General features: G+C 65.0%; 20 protein-coding genes. 14 read left to right on the forward strand and 6 right to left on the reverse strand.

Annotation, left to right across the window (positions count from 1 at the left end):
* Window positions 1-76: 76 nt before the first annotated feature.
* Window positions 77-1,675, forward strand: coding sequence for a glucan biosynthesis protein (locus QFZ83_RS16845; protein WP_307508249.1), 1,599 nt, complete (start codon window positions 77-79; stop codon window positions 1,673-1,675).
* 9 nt (window positions 1,676-1,684) lie between these two features.
* On the opposite strand, the gene QFZ83_RS16850 is transcribed toward QFZ83_RS16845, so the two are convergent.
* Entirely contained in the window at window positions 1,685-2,605 is a 921-nt protein-coding gene (locus tag QFZ83_RS16850) for a LysR family transcriptional regulator (RefSeq protein WP_306877232.1), read from the reverse strand.
* 124 nt (window positions 2,606-2,729) lie between these two features.
* Between QFZ83_RS16850 and QFZ83_RS16855 the strand changes: the two genes are divergently transcribed.
* A complete protein-coding gene (locus QFZ83_RS16855) occupies window positions 2,730-3,482 on the forward strand; it encodes a glucose 1-dehydrogenase (protein ID WP_307508253.1) in 753 nt (250 codons plus the stop codon).
* A gap of 4 nt (window positions 3,483-3,486) precedes the next feature.
* Here the strand turns inward: QFZ83_RS16855 and QFZ83_RS16860 are convergent, their stop codons facing one another.
* On the reverse strand, window positions 3,487-3,942 hold the full coding sequence (locus QFZ83_RS16860; RefSeq protein WP_307508255.1) for an FKBP-type peptidyl-prolyl cis-trans isomerase: 456 nt from the start codon (window positions 3,940-3,942) through the stop codon (window positions 3,487-3,489).
* A gap of 100 nt (window positions 3,943-4,042) precedes the next feature.
* Here QFZ83_RS16860 and eat point away from each other — a divergent pair, with 100 nt between their 5' ends.
* The 7 genes from eat (at window position 4,043) to QFZ83_RS16895 (ending at window position 10,467) form a co-directional block, all read left to right on the forward strand.
* Entirely contained in the window at window positions 4,043-5,476 is a 1,434-nt protein-coding gene (gene eat, locus QFZ83_RS16865; RefSeq protein ID WP_307508257.1) for an ethanolamine permease, read from the forward strand.
* A 6-nt stretch (window positions 5,477-5,482) separates the two neighbouring features.
* Window positions 5,483-6,877 carry an ethanolamine ammonia-lyase subunit EutB gene (locus QFZ83_RS16870; protein ID WP_307508260.1) on the forward strand — a complete coding sequence of 465 codons (1,395 nt, stop codon included), beginning with the start codon at window positions 5,483-5,485 and terminating at the stop codon, window positions 6,875-6,877.
* On the forward strand, window positions 6,874-7,659 hold the full coding sequence (gene eutC, locus QFZ83_RS16875) for an ethanolamine ammonia-lyase subunit EutC (RefSeq protein ID WP_307508262.1): 786 nt from the start codon (window positions 6,874-6,876) through the stop codon (window positions 7,657-7,659). Before QFZ83_RS16870 ends, eutC begins: the two co-directional genes overlap by 4 nt.
* A gap of 68 nt (window positions 7,660-7,727) precedes the next feature.
* Window positions 7,728-8,075: a helix-turn-helix domain-containing protein gene (locus tag QFZ83_RS16880; RefSeq protein WP_307508264.1), complete on the forward strand. Its 348-nt coding sequence runs from the start codon at window positions 7,728-7,730 to the stop codon at window positions 8,073-8,075.
* Window positions 8,065-9,321, forward strand: coding sequence for a type II toxin-antitoxin system HipA family toxin (locus QFZ83_RS16885; protein ID WP_307508266.1), 1,257 nt, complete (start codon window positions 8,065-8,067; stop codon window positions 9,319-9,321). The genes QFZ83_RS16880 and QFZ83_RS16885 overlap by 11 nt, the downstream gene beginning before the upstream one ends.
* A 155-nt stretch (window positions 9,322-9,476) precedes the next feature.
* Window positions 9,477-9,767 carry a DUF1330 domain-containing protein gene (locus QFZ83_RS16890; RefSeq protein WP_307508268.1) on the forward strand — a complete coding sequence of 97 codons (291 nt, stop codon included), beginning with the start codon at window positions 9,477-9,479 and terminating at the stop codon, window positions 9,765-9,767.
* 46 nt (window positions 9,768-9,813) lie between these two features.
* Window positions 9,814-10,467, forward strand: coding sequence for a glutathione S-transferase family protein (locus QFZ83_RS16895; RefSeq protein ID WP_307508271.1), 654 nt, complete (start codon window positions 9,814-9,816; stop codon window positions 10,465-10,467).
* A gap of 17 nt (window positions 10,468-10,484) precedes the next feature.
* Here the strand turns inward: QFZ83_RS16895 and QFZ83_RS16900 are convergent, their stop codons facing one another.
* A complete protein-coding gene (locus tag QFZ83_RS16900) occupies window positions 10,485-11,321 on the reverse strand; it encodes an oxidoreductase (RefSeq protein WP_307508272.1) in 837 nt (278 codons plus the stop codon).
* Between the two features lie 125 nt (window positions 11,322-11,446).
* Here QFZ83_RS16900 and QFZ83_RS16905 point away from each other — a divergent pair, with 125 nt between their 5' ends.
* From QFZ83_RS16905 to QFZ83_RS16915, 3 genes are all read left to right on the forward strand, one after another.
* Window positions 11,447-12,406 carry an AraC family transcriptional regulator gene (locus tag QFZ83_RS16905; RefSeq protein WP_307508275.1) on the forward strand — a complete coding sequence of 320 codons (960 nt, stop codon included), beginning with the start codon at window positions 11,447-11,449 and terminating at the stop codon, window positions 12,404-12,406.
* A gap of 277 nt (window positions 12,407-12,683) precedes the next feature.
* Window positions 12,684-13,241, forward strand: coding sequence for a DUF2867 domain-containing protein (locus QFZ83_RS16910; protein ID WP_307508278.1), 558 nt, complete (start codon window positions 12,684-12,686; stop codon window positions 13,239-13,241).
* Complete coding sequence (locus tag QFZ83_RS16915; protein ID WP_307508281.1) at window positions 13,238-13,591, forward strand: nuclear transport factor 2 family protein; 354 nt, start codon at window positions 13,238-13,240, stop codon at window positions 13,589-13,591. The genes QFZ83_RS16910 and QFZ83_RS16915 overlap by 4 nt, the downstream gene beginning before the upstream one ends.
* A gap of 536 nt (window positions 13,592-14,127) precedes the next feature.
* On the opposite strand, the gene QFZ83_RS16920 is transcribed toward QFZ83_RS16915, so the two are convergent.
* From QFZ83_RS16920 to QFZ83_RS16930, 3 genes are all read right to left on the reverse strand, one after another.
* Complete coding sequence (locus tag QFZ83_RS16920; RefSeq protein WP_307508284.1) at window positions 14,128-14,541, reverse strand: hypothetical protein; 414 nt, start codon at window positions 14,539-14,541, stop codon at window positions 14,128-14,130.
* A 51-nt stretch (window positions 14,542-14,592) separates the two neighbouring features.
* Entirely contained in the window at window positions 14,593-15,003 is a 411-nt protein-coding gene (locus tag QFZ83_RS16925) for an Imm70 family immunity protein (protein WP_307508287.1), read from the reverse strand.
* A 99-nt stretch (window positions 15,004-15,102) separates the two neighbouring features.
* Window positions 15,103-15,372: a hypothetical protein gene (locus QFZ83_RS16930; protein ID WP_307508289.1), complete on the reverse strand. Its 270-nt coding sequence runs from the start codon at window positions 15,370-15,372 to the stop codon at window positions 15,103-15,105.
* A 437-nt stretch (window positions 15,373-15,809) separates the two neighbouring features.
* Here QFZ83_RS16930 and QFZ83_RS16935 point away from each other — a divergent pair, with 437 nt between their 5' ends.
* Both QFZ83_RS16935 and QFZ83_RS16940 read left to right on the forward strand, forming a co-directional pair.
* Window positions 15,810-17,072, forward strand: coding sequence for an HAD family hydrolase (locus QFZ83_RS16935; RefSeq protein WP_307508291.1), 1,263 nt, complete (start codon window positions 15,810-15,812; stop codon window positions 17,070-17,072).
* Between the two features lie 72 nt (window positions 17,073-17,144).
* Window positions 17,145-17,726, forward strand: a complete 582-nt coding sequence (locus QFZ83_RS16940) for a peroxidase-related enzyme (RefSeq protein WP_307508293.1) — start codon at window positions 17,145-17,147, stop codon at window positions 17,724-17,726.
* Window position 17,727 lies beyond the last annotated feature (1 nt).

Here is a 17,727-nt window from a genome sequence, read left to right on the forward strand (position 1 = left end):
TGTCTTCATCGCGCAAAATCCTTTGCGCATCGCTCCGCCTCCCCCTTCCCAAAGATTCGAAACCCTCAAGAAACACATGCTTGATCGCCGATCCTTCCTTGCCGCAGGTGGTGCCGCCGCCGCACTCGCCGCCCTTGGACTGCCCGAAGAGGCGCTGGCCGCCAACGGCCTGCAACTGAGCCAGCCTTCGCCCTTCTCGTTCGACCGGCTGGTCGCACAGGCCAAGCGCCTCGCCGCGCAGCCCTACGTCGCCGCGGCGCCGCTCGCACCCGACGTGCTCGAGAAGATCGACTACGACGCCCACGGCAAGATCAAGTTCGACCCCGCCAACGCCCTCTTCCGCGAAGGTCCCGGCGCATTCCCCGTCACCTTCTTTCACCTCGGCCGCTTCTTCCAGACACCGGTGCGCATGCACGTGCTGGAGAACTCCGACGGCGATGCCTTCGCGCGCGAGGTGCTCTACAGCCCCGACTACTTCTCGATGCCGCCCGACAGCCCCGCGCGCGCGCTGCCGCCCGGTGCGGGCTTCGCGGGCTTCCGCCTGCAGGAAAGCCGCCTGGGCGACCAGGGCAAGCTCGACTGGCAGAAGAACGATTGGGTCGCCTTTCTCGGCGCTTCGTACTTCCGCGCGATCGGCGAGCTGTACCAGTACGGCCTGTCGGCACGCGGCCTCGCGCTCGACGTGGCGGTGCCCGGCAAGCCCGAGGAATTCCCCACCTTCACCCGCTTCTATTTCGAGACGCCGGCCGCGAACAACACCACCTCGATGACGGTCTACGCGCTGCTCGAAGGGCCGAGCGTCACGGGCGTCTTCAAGTTCGTGATGCAGCGCGGCAAGGCCGTGATCATGGACATCGATTCGCGCCTGTTCCTGCGCCGTGACGTGGCGCGCCTGGGCCTCGTGCCGCTCACCTCGATGTACTGGTACTCCGAGACCATCAAGCCCACTGCCATCGACTGGCGCCCCGAGGTGCACGACTCCGACGGCCTTGCGATCTGGAACGGCGCGGGCGAGCGCATCTGGCGTCCGCTCAACAACCCGACGCAGACCCGCGCCTCCGCTTTCGCCGACACCAAGCCGCGCGGCTTCGGCCTCTTGCAGCGCGACCGTTCGTTCGATCACTACCAAGACGGCGTCAACTACGAGAAGCGCCCGAGCCTCTGGATCGAGCCGCTGGGCGACTGGGGCGAAGGCTCGGTGCAACTCATCGAGATTCCGACCGACGACGAGATCCACGACAACGTCGTCGCCTTCTGGGTGCCCAAGGCCGATGCCAAGGCCGGCGCGAGCTACAGCCTTCAATACCGGCTGCACTGGACCGACCAGGAGCCCTTTCCCTCGCCGCTCGCGCGCTGCGTGGCCACGCGCATCGGGCGCGGCGGCCAGCCGGGCCAGCCGCGGCCGCAGGGCGTGCGCAAGTTCATGGTCGAGTTCATCGGCCAGCCGCTCACCACGGTGCCTTTCGGCGTGAAGCCCGAGCTGGTGCTGACGGCGCCGCGCGGCAAGTTCTCGTATGTGTTCGCAGAAGCCGTTCCCAATGGCGTGCCCGGCCACTGGCGCGCGCAGTTCGACTTCACGCCCGAAGGCACGGAGCCGATCGACATGCGGCTCTACCTGAAGAACGGCGACCAGACGTTGACGGAAACCTGGCTGTATCAATACCAGCCGGGTTAAGTTTCTTCTTCAACGCGCGGGTGGGTGTGCGTTGTGGGGTGCGAAGAGCTCCACCGCCCAGTCGACGAACACGCGCAGCTTGGCGCTCAGGTGCCGGTTGGTCGGGTACACCACGTGCAGCGGATACGGCTCGGGCGCCCAGCCCTGCAGTATCTCGACCAGCGCGCCGCTCGCCAGATAGGGGGCCGCCATCACACGGAAGGTCTGTGCCACGCCGATGCCTGTGAGCATGGCCGTGAGGTGCGCGGTGCTCTCGTTCACACCTACCGCCGTGTGGCCGTGGATCTCGATGCGATCCTCCCCCTGCACATAGCGCAGCGGCATCGGCCGGTTGCTCAGCGACGAGAAGTAGCCCACCACGCGGTGCGTGCCGTCTCCAAGGTCCGCCGGCGTCTTCGGGATGCCGTGGCGCTCCAGGTAAGCCGGCGCAGCGCAGGTCACGAAGGACAAATTCGCAATGCGCCGCGCCACGAGCGTCTGGTCGCTCAGTTCGCCCGCTCGGATCACGCAGTCGACCGCATCGCCGATCAGGTTGACGGGTCGGTCGCTCACGCCGATCTCCAGCTCGATCTCCGGATAGCGTGCAAGAAATGCTGGCAGTTGCGGAATCAGGATCATGTTGGCGAACGAGGAGCCGACGTCCACTCTCAGCCGTCCGCGCGGATTCGCCTGTGCATTGCTGAGGTCCGATTCGATGTCCGCCAGCTCGGCCAGCACGCGCGCGGTGCGCTCGTAATAGGCCGCGCCTTCGGGAGTGACCGTGACGCGCCGCGTCGTGCGCTGCAGCAGCTTCACGCGCAGATGGGTCTCGAGCTGCTGCACCAGCTTCGTCACGCTGGGCTTGGGCATCTGCAGCGAGTCGGCCGCGCGGGTGAAGGTGCCGGCCTCGACCACACGGGCGAAGACGCGCATGGCGGTGATCTGGTCCATCGCCGGATTATTAGTGATTCGGAAATAAACAAGTCCCGCATCGCGTCTTGGTGCGGGAGGGGATGACGCCCAAACTGCCCTCCATCGTCAACGCTGCTTTGCGGCACATCCCAAGGAAGAAACCATGACTCTCAAGCTCAACGACAAGATCGCCCTCGTCACCGGCGGCACCAGCGGCATCGGCCTGGCCACCGCGCAACGCTTCGTGGCCGAAGGCGCCCATGTGTTCATCACGGGCCGCCGCCAGGCGGAACTCGACGCGGCCGTGAAAACTATCGGCCGCAACGTGACCGGCGTGCTCGGCGATGTCTCCAAGCTCGCCGATCTCGACAAGCTCTACGCCACCATCAAGGAACAGAAGGGCCGGCTCGACGTGCTGTTCGCCAACGCCGGCGGCGGCAGCCTCTTGCCGCTGGGCCAGATCACCGAAGAGCACTTCGACAAGACCTTCGGCACCAACGTGCGCGGCCTGCTCTTCACCGTGCAGAAGGCACTGCCGCTGATGCCCAAGGGCGCGTCGATCGTTCTCAATGCATCCATCACCAGCATCAAGGGCAACCCGGCCTTCAGCGTCTACAGCGCGACCAAGGCGGCGGTGCGCAGCTTCGCGCGCGGCTGGTCGGTGGACCTGAAGGATGCCGGCATCCGCGTCAACGCTGTCAGCCCCGGCGTGGTGCCGACCCCAGCCTATGAGCTGCTGGGCCTCACGCCGGAACAGGTGAAAGGTTTCATCGAAGGGCAGGCACAGAACATTCCACTGGGCCGGGTCGGCACGCCCGACGAAATCGCCAAGGCGGTGGTGTTCCTCGCCTCCGACGACAGCAGCTTCGTGAACGGCACGGAACTGTTTGTCGACGGCGGCATGGCGCAGATCTAGTCGATCAGCGCTTGGTGACCGACACCAGCTCCACTTCGAAATTCAGCGTGGCGTTCGGCGGAATCACGCCGCCCGCGCCGCGCGGACCGTAGGCAATCGACGGCGGGCAGGTCAGCTTGGCCTTGCCGCCCGGCTTCATCTTCTGCACGCCTTCGGTCCAGCACGGGATCACGCCGTTGAGCGGGAACTCGGTCGGCTCGCCGCGCTTGTAGGAGCTGTCGAATTCCTTGCCGGTGTCGGGGAAGGTGCCGCGGTAGTGCACCTTGACCGTGTCGGTGGCCGCGGGCGATGCGCCGGTGCCTTCCTTGAGCGACTGATAGATGAGGCCGCTGGGCGTGGTCACGGGCGCGGATTGCGCGAATGCTGCGGGAATGGCGAAGACGGACACGAGAGCGGCACAGAAATAAGACTTCACGAAACACCTCGGGGATTGAAAGGCCCCGATTATGGCCAGCGCCATGTCCTGCTGGCCCCCGTCGATGTAGCGCGATGTACGTAGTGGAACGACCCTTGCTTTGCTGAATGCGCACTGTCAACATTCACGAAGAGAGGAAGCCTCCATGCACTCCACCGAAGCCGCCCCGGTCGCATCGACTGCCCAGGGCACGGGTCATCTGAAAAAGGTACTCGGTCCCATCCAGCTGTGGGGCATCGCGGTAGGCCTCGTCATCTCCGGTGAGTACTTTGGTTGGAGCTACGGCTGGAACACCGCCGGCACGCTCGGTTTCCTGGTCGCCACGGTGCTGGTGGCCACGATGTACACCACCTTCATCTTCAGCTTTACCGAACTCTCCACGGCCATTCCACACGCGGGCGGGCCCTTTGCGTATGCACGGCGCGCGTTCGGTCCCAACGGTGGGTTCGTCGCGGGCTTTGCCACGCTGATCGAATTCGTCTTCGCGCCGCCGGCCATTGCGCTGGCCATCGGCGCCTACCTCAATGTGCAGTTCCCGGGCATCAATCCGAAGTGGTTTGCGCTCGGGGCGTATGTGATCTTCATCGCGCTCAACTGGGTCGGCGTGGGCATCGCCGCGGCCTTCGAGTTGTTCGTGACCGTGCTCGCCATCGTCGAGTTGCTGGTGTTCATGGGCGTGGTCACGCCGGGCTGGACGATGGCCAACTTCGTTGCCAACGGCTGGGCCGGCGGCAGCGTGCTCAACGGCGCGGCGATCTCGGGCATCTTCGCGTCGATTCCGTTCGCGATCTGGTTCTTTCTCGCCATCGAGGGCGCGGCCATGGCGGCCGAAGAGGCGAGAGATCCGCACCGCACCATTCCCATCGCCTACACCACCGGCATCGTCACGCTGGTGGTGCTGGCCTTCGGCGTGATGATCTTCGCGGGCGGCGTGGGCGACTGGCGCAAGCTCGCCAACATCAACGACCCGCTGCCGCAGGCCATGAAGGCGGTGGTGGGCGACAACAGCGGCTGGCTGCACATGCTGGTGTGGATCGGGCTCTTCGGGCTGATCGCGTCCTTCCACGGAATCATCATGGGCTACTCGCGGCAGATCTTCGCGCTGGCACGTGCCGGTTATCTGCCGGCCTACTTCGCAGGCCTGAGCCCGCGCTTCGACACGCCCCACCGCGCCCTGCTGGCCGGCGGCGTCGTGGGCGTGATCGCGATCTTCAGCGACGAGTGGGTGCAGTTCGGCGGGCAAACACTCACCGCCAACATCGTGACGATGGCGGTGCTCGGTGCGATCGTGATGTACCTCATCTCGATGGCCGCGCTCTTCAAGCTGCGCAAGAGCGAACCGAACCTGCTGCGCACCTACCGCGCGCCCTTCTACCCTGTGTTCCCGGCGATCGCACTTGGCCTGGGCGTGGTGTGTCTGGGTGCGATGGTGTGGTTCAACTTCATGCTGACGGTGCTGTTCCTGGTGCTGATGGCGGCTGCCTACGGCTACTTCCTGTTGACCTCTTCGCAGCGCAAGGCGGCGGCGCCCGACGAGATGCTTTCCTCCACCGCCACCAACGCCCGAACCAACGCCTGAAAGACGATGCGCTATCGCACCACCATCGCAGAACAGGTCTTCAGCTTCGACGACCTGAAGCAGGTCATGGCCTTCGCCAGCCCCGCGCGCTCCGGCGACTACCTCGCGGGCGTGGGCGCCGCCACCGCGCAGCAGCGCATGGCCGCGCGCCATGTGCTGGCCGAGACGCCGCTCAAGCAGTTCCTGACCGAAGCGCTCATTCCCTACGAGAGCGACAACATCACGCGGCTCATCATCGACAGCCACGATGCAGGGGCATTCGCGCCGGTGTCGCACCTCACGGTCGGCGACTTCCGCAACTGGCTGCTGTCGGACGAAGCCACGACCGCCACGCTCACCGCGCTCGCGCCCGGCCTCACGCCCGAGATGGTCGCGGCCGTGTCCAAGCTCATGCGCAACCAGGACCTGGTGTCGGTCGCCAAGAAGTGCAGCGTGATCACGCGCTTTCGCAACACCATCGGCCTGCCCGGGCATCTGTCGGTGCGGCTGCAGCCCAACCACCCGACCGACGATCTGCGCGGCGTGGCCGCGTCCACGCTCGACGGCCTCCTCTACGGCGCGGGCGACGCGGTGATCGGCCTCAACCCGGCCTCCGACAGCATGCCGGTGCTGGGCCAGCTGCTGCACATGCTGGACGAGGTGATCCAGCGCTTCGAGATTCCCACGCAGAGCTGCGTGCTCACCCATGTGACCAACACGCTCAAGCTCGCGGAGGCCGGCGCACCGGTGGACCTGGTGTTCCAGTCGATCGCCGGCACCGAGAAGGCGAACCTCTCGTTCGGCGTGACGCCCGAGCTGCTCGACGAGGCCTACGCCGCGGCGCTTGCATTGAAGCGCGGCACCGTCGGCGACAACGTCATGTACTTCGAGACCGGCCAGGGCAGCGCGCTCTCGGCCAATGCCAACTTCGGCGTCGACCAGCAGACCTGCGAAGTGCGCGCCTATGCGCTGGCGCGGCGCTACAAGCCCTTTCTCATCAACACGGTGGTCGGCTTCATCGGGCCGGAGTACCTGTACGACGGCAAGCAGATCATCCGCGCGGGCCTCGAAGATCACTTCAGCGGCAAGCTGCTCGGCCTGCCCATAGGTTGCGACATCTGCTACACGAACCATGCCGAAGCCGACCAGGACGATATGGACACCCTGCTCGTGCTGCTGGGCACCGCGGGCATCAACTTCATCATGGGCATTCCGGGCGCGGACGACGTGATGCTCAACTACCAGAGCACCTCGTTCCACGATGCCCTGTTCCTGCGCCAGACGCTGGGTCTCAAGCGTGCGCCCGAGTTCGAGGCGTGGCTGCAGCGCATGCAGATCACCAACGCGGCGGGGCAACTCGCGCCGCCCTCTTCCAACCGCCTGCTGGCTGACATGAGCGGGCTCAAGGCGCTTGCATCATGAGCGATGCCGTCACTCCGAACCCCTGGGCGCAATGGCGCTCGGCCACGCCCGCGCGCCTCGCGCTCGGCCGCGCCGGTGCCGGCATGCCCACCGACGAGACGCTGCGCTTCGGCTGGGCGCATGCGATGGCGCGCGATGCGATCCATGCGGCGCTCGATGTCGATGCACTCGAAGCCACGCTGAGCGCACAACATTGGGAAGTCGCCCGCGCCCGCAGCCGTGCGGCGGACCGCACCACGTACCTCCGCCGCCCCGACCTCGGCCGCCAGCTCGATGAGGAGGACGACGGCCGCCTGCGCGCCATCGGCCGCTACGGCTGCGATGTCTGCGTCGTCATCGGCGATGGGCTTTCGTCGCTCGCGGTCGCGCGCCATGCCGCGCCGCTGCTCGCCGCGCTGCGCTCGCAGTTGCCGGCCGACACCCGCTTCTCGCCCGTGGTCATCGCCACGCAGGCGCGCGTGGCGCTGGCCGACGAGGTGGGCGAGCTGTTCGGCGCGATGCTTTCGGTGATGCTGATTGGCGAGCGGCCAGGCCTGAGCTCGCCCGACAGCCTGGGCATCTACCTGACCCATTCGCCCAAGCGCGGGCTGAACGATGCGACGCGCAACTGCATCTCCAACGTGCGGCCCGAAGGCCTGCCCTACGAAGCTGCCGCATTCAAGCTGGCGTGGCTGATGCGAGAGTCCCTGCGGCGGGGGCTGACCGGCGTGGCGCTCAAGGACGAGAGCGATCTTGCATCGCTGGAGCAGCGCGATGGGCGACGACCGCGCCTGCCCGGATAAGGCGCCCTTCCTTTATCTATAAATACGCAATAAAATGACTCTTAAGCCGTTTAATAGTCATTTTATTGATGCCAAGAAGCAGCCACGGCCTCTCGGCCCTGCCCTCGCAAACCATCGCGCCTCTTGAAAGGCTGGGCCTGCGCCTGCGCGCGCACAGGGTCCAGCGCGAATGGACGATCGCCGAAATGGCCGAGCGCCTGCTCTGCTCGCCCAACACGCTGCGCGCGCTCGAATCCGGCAAGCCCGGCACCAGCATCGGCCTGCTGGCCCATGCGCTGTGGCTCTTCGGCGAGATCGATTCGATCGACGGTGTGGCCCCGGCACCCACCGGCCTGGCGGCAAAGCGCCGCGTCCGCAGGTCGGCTGCGCAACAAGGCACGGCAGGCGTGATCGCGGAGAACGAACGTGATTTCTGACGACGGCATCGATGCCGAGCGGCGCATCTACGTCGGCCTCGCGCATCACACCGGCGAACGGGTGCAGCCGGCCGGCCTGATGAAGCTCGTTCGCCGCGGCGTGGTGGAGTCCGGCGAATTCGCCTACGGCCGGCGCTATCTCGAAGACCCGGCCGCCGCACCGCTCAACCCCGAGCACCTGCCGTTGCGCGATGCCGCCTTCGTGCTGCCCGAGCGCCGCCTCCGCGAAGGCGGCGCCATGCCGCTCACGCTGCGCGACGCGCTGCCCGACAGCTGGGGCCGCAAGGTGCTCGAAATACGCCAGGGCAAGCCCCTGTCCGACATCGATGCATTGCTGCTGACCAACGAGGACCGCATCGGCGCGATGGTGTTCGCCGAAGCCCTGCCCATCGAGAGCGAGGAGCCGCCCTCGGCGCTCCTGTCGCTGGAAGAACTCGCCGACGCATCCCGGCGCGTCGAGGCCGGCATGGAGATCGGGCCCGACATGCACCGGCTCCTGCGCGGTGGCAGCTTGGGCGGCGCGCGCCCCAAGGCCGCCTTCGTGCACGAAGGCCGGCGCTTCATCGCCAAGTTCGCATCGCGCGGCGACGACCACGACGTGGAAGTGATCGAAGCCGCCACGCTCTGGCTGGCCGACGCCTGCGGCATCGAGGTTCCGCCCTTCCTGCTGCAACCCCTTGCGCTGGGGCATGCATTGCTGGTCGAACGCTTCGACCGGGCGGGCCCGGTGACCGACGAGCGGCGCTTTCACTACCTCTCGGCCTCGGCGTTGCTCGACGTGCCCTATGAATCCAGCCGCGGCAGCTACGTCGAGCTCGCGCAGTTGCTGCGCCGCATCTCGCGGCGGCCGCAGGAAGACCTGTCCGAGCTGTTCCGCCGGCTGGTGTTCAACCTGGCGGTGGGAAACAGCGACGATCACGTCAAGAACCATGGCGCGCTGCGTGGCGAAGACGGGCTGTGGCGCCTCGCCCCCGCCTTCGACCTCGTGATGCAGCTCGGCGGGCACACGGGTTACCAGGAGCTGGCCATTCTTCCGGGGCAGCACGCATCGAGCCTCGCGCTGGTGCGCGAGGCGGCGCCGCACTTCGGCTTGACGGCTGCGGCGGCCGAGGAAATCATCCTTGCCATTGGCGAGACGGTCGCCGTTCATGCGGCCGCCAGCGTGGCGTCTGCCGGTGGCGATCAGGCGCTCGTGCGGCGCGTAGCGGCTTTCATTGAACAGCAGGCGGGACGCATTGCCGCGTAGGCGCCTGCACTCGACTGCCAAAGGGCAGCACAGATAGACTTTGATTCCCCTGCCCCGGACAGGTCGAACGCAGGCGCCGAAGATCCGGTCCGCGGATCGTTTTTCAGCGACGCGAATTACTCATTCACTCAGCAACCAGACAGAAAGAGATCGCCATGGCAAAAGCCTATTGGGTCAGTGCATACCGAGCCGTCAAGGACGCCGACAAACTCGCGGCCTACGCGAAACTGGCCGGCCCGGCGATCGCGGCCGGCGGCGGACGCTTTCTCGCGCGCGGCCTGCCCGCCAAGGTCTACGAGTACGGCTTGGCCGAACGCACCGTGCTGATCGAGTTCGACAGCGTCGAGCAAGCGACGGCCGTGCACGACAGCCCCGACTACCAGGCCGCGCTTGCCGCGCTGGGCGACGGCGCCGAACGGGACCTGCGCATCATCGAAGGGGTTTGAGCAACCCGGGGCGAGCGGGCGCCCGCAAGGCCGAAGGAGATTCACGATGACCATCACCATCACTGCCTTTGAACGGTCGCCGGACGGCGGCAAGGGCCTAGCGCGCGACACACGTGTGCGTTGGGCGCTGGAGGAAGCCGGCCTGCCCTACGAAGTACGCCTGGTGTCCATGCGCGCAATGAAGGAGGCAGCGCATCTGGCGGTGCATCCCTTCGGCCAGATTCCCACCTACGAGGAAGGCGAGCTCGCGCTGTTCGAGACCGGCGCCATCGTGCTGCACATCGCCGAGCGCCGGCCCGGCCTGCTCCCGACCGAGGCCAACGCAAGGGCGCGCGCCATCACGTGGATGTTCGCGGCGCTCAACACCGTCGAGCCTCCCATCCTCGAACTCGTCACCGTCAAGTTCGTGGAGGGCGACAAGCCCTGGAAAGACGAGCGCATGCCCCTCGTGCACGACCGCGTGCGCGCCCGGCTCGACCAGCTTGCCGCTCGCCTGGGCGATGCCGACTGGCTGGACGCCGACTTCAGCGCGGGCGACCTGCTGATGGTGTCGGTGCTGCTGCGGGCGAGACCGTCCGGCCTGCTGGACGAGTTTCCCAGCCTGGCCGCTTTTGTCGCTCGCGGGGAAGCGCGGCCGGCCTACCAGCGGGCGTTTGCTGCGCAGCTGGCGATCAACGCGGCGCCCTCGCCGGCAGGCTGACCGGAGCGCACGCAACCTCAAACGATATCGGTCGAGCGAGTCAGCGCCTCATGGCGCGCCAAGCTCGCCAACATGGCTTCGGTCTTTGCGCGCACGAGCCCGAGCGCATCGCTGCCGATCAGCAAGTGCTCCGGGGGCTCCGGCATGTCGACCAGCGCAAGGATCGCCGCGGCCGCCTTGTGCGGATCGCCAAGCTGCTTGCCGCTCTTGTCGATGCGCGATTGGCGGATCGGATCGAACAGGCTGTCGTAGTCGCTGATGGAACGCGCGCTGCGCACCATCGAACGCCCGGCCCAGTCCGTCCTGAAGGATCCTGGCGCGACCGCAGTCACCGCGATGCCGAGGCTCTTCACCTCCTTGGCCAGCGTCTCGGAGATTCCTTCGAGGGCGAACTTGCTACCGCAGTAGTAGCTGATGCCGGGCATCGTGATGTAGCCACCCATCGACGTGATGTTGACGATGTGGCCGCGCCGGCGCTGGCGCATGAACGGCAGGAACGCCTTCATGACCGCGACTGCGCCGAACACGTTGACGTCGAACTGGCGGCGCGTTTCGTCGAGCGACGATTCCTCCAGGATGCCCTCGTGCCCGTATCCCGCGTTGTTGATCACCACGTCCACTGGCCCGAGCTCCGCTTCGACGGCGGCGGCGAGCGGTGCGACGGCGTCGAACTGTGTCACGTCGAGCAGCTTCACGTGCGCGTCTCCTTGAAATTGCGTCTGGAATTCCGCTGCCGCCTGTTCGTTTCGAACGGTTCCGACGACGCGGTGACCGGCCTGCAGCGCAGCGCTCGCGATGGCCCGGCCGAAGCCGCTGCTGACGCCCGTGATGAAGAATGTCCTGGTGTTTTTCATGCGTCGATTCTAGGAATCGAGGGTGTCCCGGAGCCAGTCGCAATCCTCTGCTTGGTTTGCCTATTCCTATGAGAGCTGCCCGGTTTTTGGCTGCTTTCAGCTCCAATTGATGCACAGTACGATGAATGAAAAAACCGAGCGCATCACCCGCCGCCCGCCTTTCTTCCAGCGCGCGCATGGTGGCGCTCTTGAAGCAGCTCGCACCGCAAGAGGGCTACACGCTGACTGCGCTTGCGGGCGTGCGCTTCCTTCGCTCCGATCACCCTTTGGTTTCGACCCCCGTGCTCTACGAACCGGGCATCGTCATCGTCTGCCAGGGCCGCAAGCGCGGCCTTTGGGCCGATCAGGTCTACCTCTACGACGCCCAGCACTACCTCGCGGTGTCGGTGCCGGTCCCGTTCACCATGGAGACCGACGCGAGCGCCGACGAGCCTCTGCTCGCGATTTATTTCAGCCTCGACCTCCCCGTTCTCGCCGCCCTTGCATTGCAGGTCGATGAGCTCACCGAGCGTTCGGGCGCCGCACCCGTCGGAATGTTCTCGACACCAATGGACGACGCGCTGGCGCAGACTGTCCTGCGATTTCTCGAAGCGATGAGTTCGCCGGTGGAGGCCGTGTTGCTCGGGCCGGCGATCGTGCGCGAAATCTACTTCCGGGTGCTCATCGGAGAACAGGGCGCATCGATGCGCGCAGCCCTCGCCGGCCAGGGCCAGTTCGGAAGAATCGCCAAGGCCGTGCGGCGCATCCACACCTCGTTCGGCGAACGTCTCACCGTCACGCGCCTGGCCCGCGAGGCGGGCATGAGCACCCCTACGTTTCACGCCCACTTTCGCAGCGTCACCCAGAGCTCTCCGATGCAATACCTCAAGTCGGTGCGCCTGCATCAAGCGCGCCTGCTGATGCTGCGAAACGGGAAGACCGCGTCCGCAGCGAGCCTCGAGGTGGGATATGAAAGCGCGTCGCAGTTCAGTCGCGAGTTCAAGCGCTTCTTCGGGCTCAGTCCGGGCGATGAGGTTGCGCGCCTGAAGTCGAGCTTCGCGATGCCTCCTTTGCCGGGAGCGCAAGAGTGGGTGTCGTCGCATTGATCGACGAAGCAGGACTTGCGCAATGTGCGCCGTTGAGTCAACGTCATGCTCGCTGGCGAGGTGCACTGCCACCCTGCGGTGCACGCGTCGAGCAGCAGCAGCAGCGGCAACACGGTCGCCTCCTCTCAACCTCCAACCCCAAGCATGGAGACCTGAATGAGAAAGCCTGCGCGCCGATGCCTTTGTCCCTTTCAGCGCGGAGAGGTGCAAGATCTGGCTTCACCCGCTGTCGGCCGCCCTTCTCTCATGTCATCCGCTCAACCTCGGAGTGCCATCCATGCCAAGCGAACTCACACCCGTCAAGCCGGTCGCTCTTCCCACGCAGTCTGCCGTCGCTGCTATTTACGAGTCGACGAATCTCGCAGACGCATTTGCGATTCAACTTCCCTTGGGCACCTCCAGCGATCCGGATGTCCTGTGGCGATTCCTTATCGCGCAGCAGCCAGCCTGGATCGGATGGCTTACCAACATCCGGGATGCAATCGTTGCAAGCTTCGGTCTGAAGACCGCCAAGCACCTTGCGACCCTCTCCGGTGAAGCCAACGCCGATGACCGCATCGGCATCTTCAAGGTCTACGGCAGAAGCGCAACCGAGATCGTTTTGGGCGAGGACGACAAGCACCTTGATTTCAGACTGTCGGTGCTCCACACCCCCGACTTGTCGCCAACGCGCGGTGGCCAACTGACGGTCTCCACCGTCGTCCATTGCCACAACCTTTTGGGTCGAGCGTACCTATTGGTTATTGCTCCTTTTCATCGCCAGGTGGTGAAAGCCAGCCTTCGTCGCGCTGCGCATGTCGGTTGGCCGAAGACCGCCGCGAGCGTGCTGCCATGACCGGCACAAACACACTCCCTCCCGACCTTCAAGCCGCCATGCGTGCAAGAGACGAAGCCTTCTATGCCGTCGATTCGGCGCAATGGGGCAAGTACACCGCGAGCGACTTCACGACTGTCCAACAGAACGGCCAGTTCATGTCTCGGGCCGAACGAATCGGCAATCTTCAAACGCAGAAGCAACGGCCCTATGTGCCGCGCGAACGCGAGCAACACGAACAGCAAGGCGACCTTGTGGTCACGCGCTTTTTCAGCGGCGGGCTATGGGTAATGGAAGTTTGGAAACGCATCGACGGCGCGTGGGCCACCGTCATGACGCAAGCCACGACGGCGGCTGCGACCACGGCCTGACCAGGCGTTGTCGAAGATCCGCCTTTGTCCGGCAAACGTCATGCATCAAACCAATGAGCGCGCATGCTGCTCAGAAATTCGTGAGTGATAGGAACTCCAGCGGCGGAGCCTACGACAGAGTCAATGCCGCATTTTGGACATATGGCAGTCCGACCTACATCGACCCACTCAACGATAGTCGCCGGTGGAAATGAAGCCATGCAATAGAAGCAGCCGCATATCTCGCTCGCCTCGATTTGGCGTCTGTGATTGCTGCTGAAAGTGTGGGCCGTGATGACATCCATCTATCTTCAATCTGTCAGGAACTGAGGCCCCCGAAAATCCGCCCCTGGCCATTTCCTCATGACGTTCCTACGTCCCTTGGGCTTCGCCCTTGGCTATTCGGAGGCAATCTTGCAGGCGCTGGATAAGGGCCTCCACTTCTTGGTCCCCCAGGTCAAGCGGATCACCATGCGAGCCGACCGCGATGAGGCAGACAGTGGATCCATCGACCCAAACATCGAGGCGTTCTTGGGCTTCGGAAGCAGGCTGCTCGTTCAACGGCACAGTGCACCCTTGCTCATAGGTTGACCAGGAAATTCGGCATCCATCTTGAAGAGGCATTCAGGGGCCTGCTGAATCTCAGCAGTTCCGCGGAGATGTCGGCTACTGGCTGACTTCAGAAGCTGCCGAGGCGCGTGGATCGTATCGTGCTTCGCAATCGTCACGCTCTCCTCAAGGCGCTCCATCTGCAAGTGGCTCGGGCCAAACGCAACCGCAATTACCGTCACCGCTTGCTGGCGCGTCGCCGCTTCGATCACCTGAATTTCAATCCGAAGTTCCTCGCCTTCCACCTCGACTGTTTTTGAAGTGGGTCCAGCGCTGGCATGCGCCGCAAGCATCGACCAGGGCAACAGGCGGAACGCCTCCAACTCACTTGCAAGTACTGCATAGGCGCTTCCACGCTTCATGACACTCCTCCCAAAGCTTGTTGATTTGCTGCTCCTGGCCGATTGCCACCATCACTGCAAAACCGCATCTCGCCGCTCCTCGGCAGAAGCCACCAACACCTGCTCCAGAACATCGAACATCCCACGTCCCGCACTCGTCACGAAGTAGTTGCCCAAGCTCGTGATGTGCGATGCGATGTTGCTCCCCCACGGCGGCCTCGCCTGGCGGTTCTCGATGTCCCAGACCACAGCCGAGGGCGGCAACTTGTCCAGCGCGGCTTTGGCCAGCCGCAGTTCATCGAGCGCGAGCAGGGCGTTCCCGTGAGGCAGGCGCCCCTGATAAAGCTCGTTCATCAGATGCGGAAAGCGGCTTCCCCAACCATCGGGTTCGCAGTGCGCGCTGATGGTCGAGAAGAACGAGTGCACGAACGACGGCGCGCCGAGTTCGTTCGTGATGGATCCGACTGTCACTCCCACTGCCATCAGTGCTGCTCCTTGTGAACTGGGCGCCGCCCGATGCGTCGCCTTGCATGACTGCTGTCCGGTCGGGCGGATTCTGCCTTGCGGCTGGCTGCGTGGCCGCTACGGGCCGGTCACTGGCGCCTCGCGCCGCGCCTTCTCGCTCAACTGAAACAACGCCCCCGCCTTTCGCGCGAGGTCGGAGGCGAGCCAGAGCACGTTGTCCAGGTGCGAGGGCCCGTTGCCGCTGCACCAATCGATGTCTTCGCCGTGGCAGATCCACAGCAGGGCCTCGAGTTGTGCGAGCGTGTTTTCGAGGAGGTCCGTCGGGTCTTGGTCGTTCCCGGTGGGAGATACCGGCGTGCGAGGCCGGGCTATAGTCTTGGTAGCCATTTTTGTGCGGTCCTTTAGAGGTTGTTGCACGTCTTTGGTCAGACGGCTGGGGTGTTTGCGCATCCCGGCCGTCGCCTTTTGATACCTCGCATTTGCATCGGTGCTTGCACACCGACAACCCGCCGCGAGGCGAAGCGGTTCTTCATTCATCAATCAGCTTGTGTCGTGCGTTGCGCCTTGCTGCGCCCCTTGGTGGGGTGCTGGGTGACAGGGGCATTCACTTTAGAGAAGAGCGCGTGCTGCGGGGCCTTTGCGTGGTGCACGAAGTCCCCGTTCGCGCGCACAAATACAACTTCCGACGCGCGACGAAGGCATGTGCCGGCCGCGCACAGCAAACAGCTGGCACGGCTGATGCGTAGGTCGATGCTGAAGTGTCATGGGCGTTGCCTACGCTCGATGCTTCTCATCCATCGACAACGCACCACCACAGGGAACGCATGCAACGCCGCCTCGCCCTCCTCACCCCGCTCGCCGCCGCGCTGGTCGCCACCGGCTGCGCGAGCCTTTCGCCCGCCATGGGCCTCTCCCCTGCCCACTGGGACGCCTTCAACCGCGCGCAGATCGAAGGCCTGATCGCCAGCCTCGGCAAGGGCAGCCCGGGCTACAACGCCGCCAAGCGGCCCTACGTGGTGTTCGACTGGGACAACACCAGCGTCTTCCTCGACATCGAGGAAGCCTCGCTCATCTACCAGCTGGAGAACCTCGCCTTCGGCGCCACGCCGGCGCAGCTCGAAGTGGCGCTGCGCAAGAACATTCCGAAGAAAGACTTCCTGCCCGCATACAACAACGCGGCGGGCAAGCCGGTCAACATCGACCTCGTGGTGCCCGACATCGTGGCCAGCTACACCTGGCTCTACCAGAACAGCAGCACCCTCAAGGGCAGCAAGCCGCTGGCGGCCGTGAAGCTCGATCCGAACTACATCGCCTTCACCACCAAGGTGCGCTATCTCTACGAAGCCATCGGCGACACCTTCGACCACGACACGGCCTACCCATGGGTCACCTACCTCTTCGTCGGCATGACCGAGGCGCAGGTGCGCAAGCTCACGGCCGACACGGTGGCATGGCAGTTGAAGGAGCCGGTCGCCAAGGTGAAGTGGACCTCGCCCGCCGCGCTGCCGGGCCAAGCGGGCGTGGTCTCGGTGAGTTGGAAGAATGGCCTGCGCCTCCAGCCCGAGATGCAGGAGCTGTACGCCGCATTCCGCAACGCGGGCTTCGATGTGTGGGTGTGCTCGGCGTCGTTCGTCGACGTGATCAAGGAGATCTCTTCGAACCCCGCCTTCGGCTACAACAACCCGCCTGATCGCGTGCTGGCGATGGAGCTGGAGCGCGACGCCAACGGCGTGATCCAGCCCGAGTTCCGCCGCGGCTACGACCAGACGCAGGGCCCGGGCAAGACGAAGAACATCCAGCGATTTCTCGTGAGCAAGTACGGCTACGGCCCGAGCTTCATCGCCGGCGACAGCGAAGGCGACCAGAACATGATGGCCGACTTCGCCGACACGAGGAAGGTGCTGATCGTCAATCGCCTGCGCGATCCGAAGACGGACATCGGCAAGTTCTCGGCGATGGCGGTGCAGAACTACGGCAAGCCCGACACCCGCTATCTGCTGCAGGGCCGCGACGACAACACCGGCCAGTGGGTGGCATCGCAACTGCACACGCCGTTGGGCGCCACGCAGGGCAAGGCGCTCAAGTAGGTACGCAGAGGTACGCAGGCGGCGGGCACCTGCCTATGATCCTGGCATCGAACGAACACCAGGAGACAAACCATGGCTGCCCGCTACCCCCTCGCCGAACTCAAGGACCTGCCTGAAGACATCCGCACCGCGATCCTCGCCGTGCAGGAAAAGGCGGGCTTCGTGCCCAACGTATTTCTCGGCCTTGCGCGCCGTCCGGCCGAGTGGCGCGCATTCTTCGCGTATCACGACGCGCTGATGCTCAAGGAAGAAGGCTCGCTCACCAAGGGCGACCGCGAGATGATCGTCACCACCACCAGCGCGGCCAACCAGTGCCTGTACTGCGTGGTGGCGCACGGCGCGTTGTTGCGCATCTACGAGAAGAAACCGCTGGTGGCCGACCAGGTGGCGGTGAATTACCGCAAGGCCGACATCACGCCACGCCAGCGCGCGATGCTCGACTTCGCGATGAAGGTCTGCAACCGCTCGCACGAGATCGACGACAGCGACTTCCCGCCGCTGCACGCCCACGGCTTCGACGACGAGGACATCTGGGACATCGCGGCCATCACCGCCTTCTTCGGCCTCAGCAACCGCCTCGCGAGCTTCAGCGGCATGCAGCCGAACAACGAGTTCTTCCTGATGGGGCGGCTGCCCCGCGAGAAGAAGCAGTAAA

Origin of the sequence: Variovorax sp. W1I1 (assembly GCF_030815625.1) — a bacterium.
Taxonomy (GTDB): Bacteria; Pseudomonadota; Gammaproteobacteria; order Burkholderiales; family Burkholderiaceae_C; genus Variovorax; species Variovorax paradoxus_C.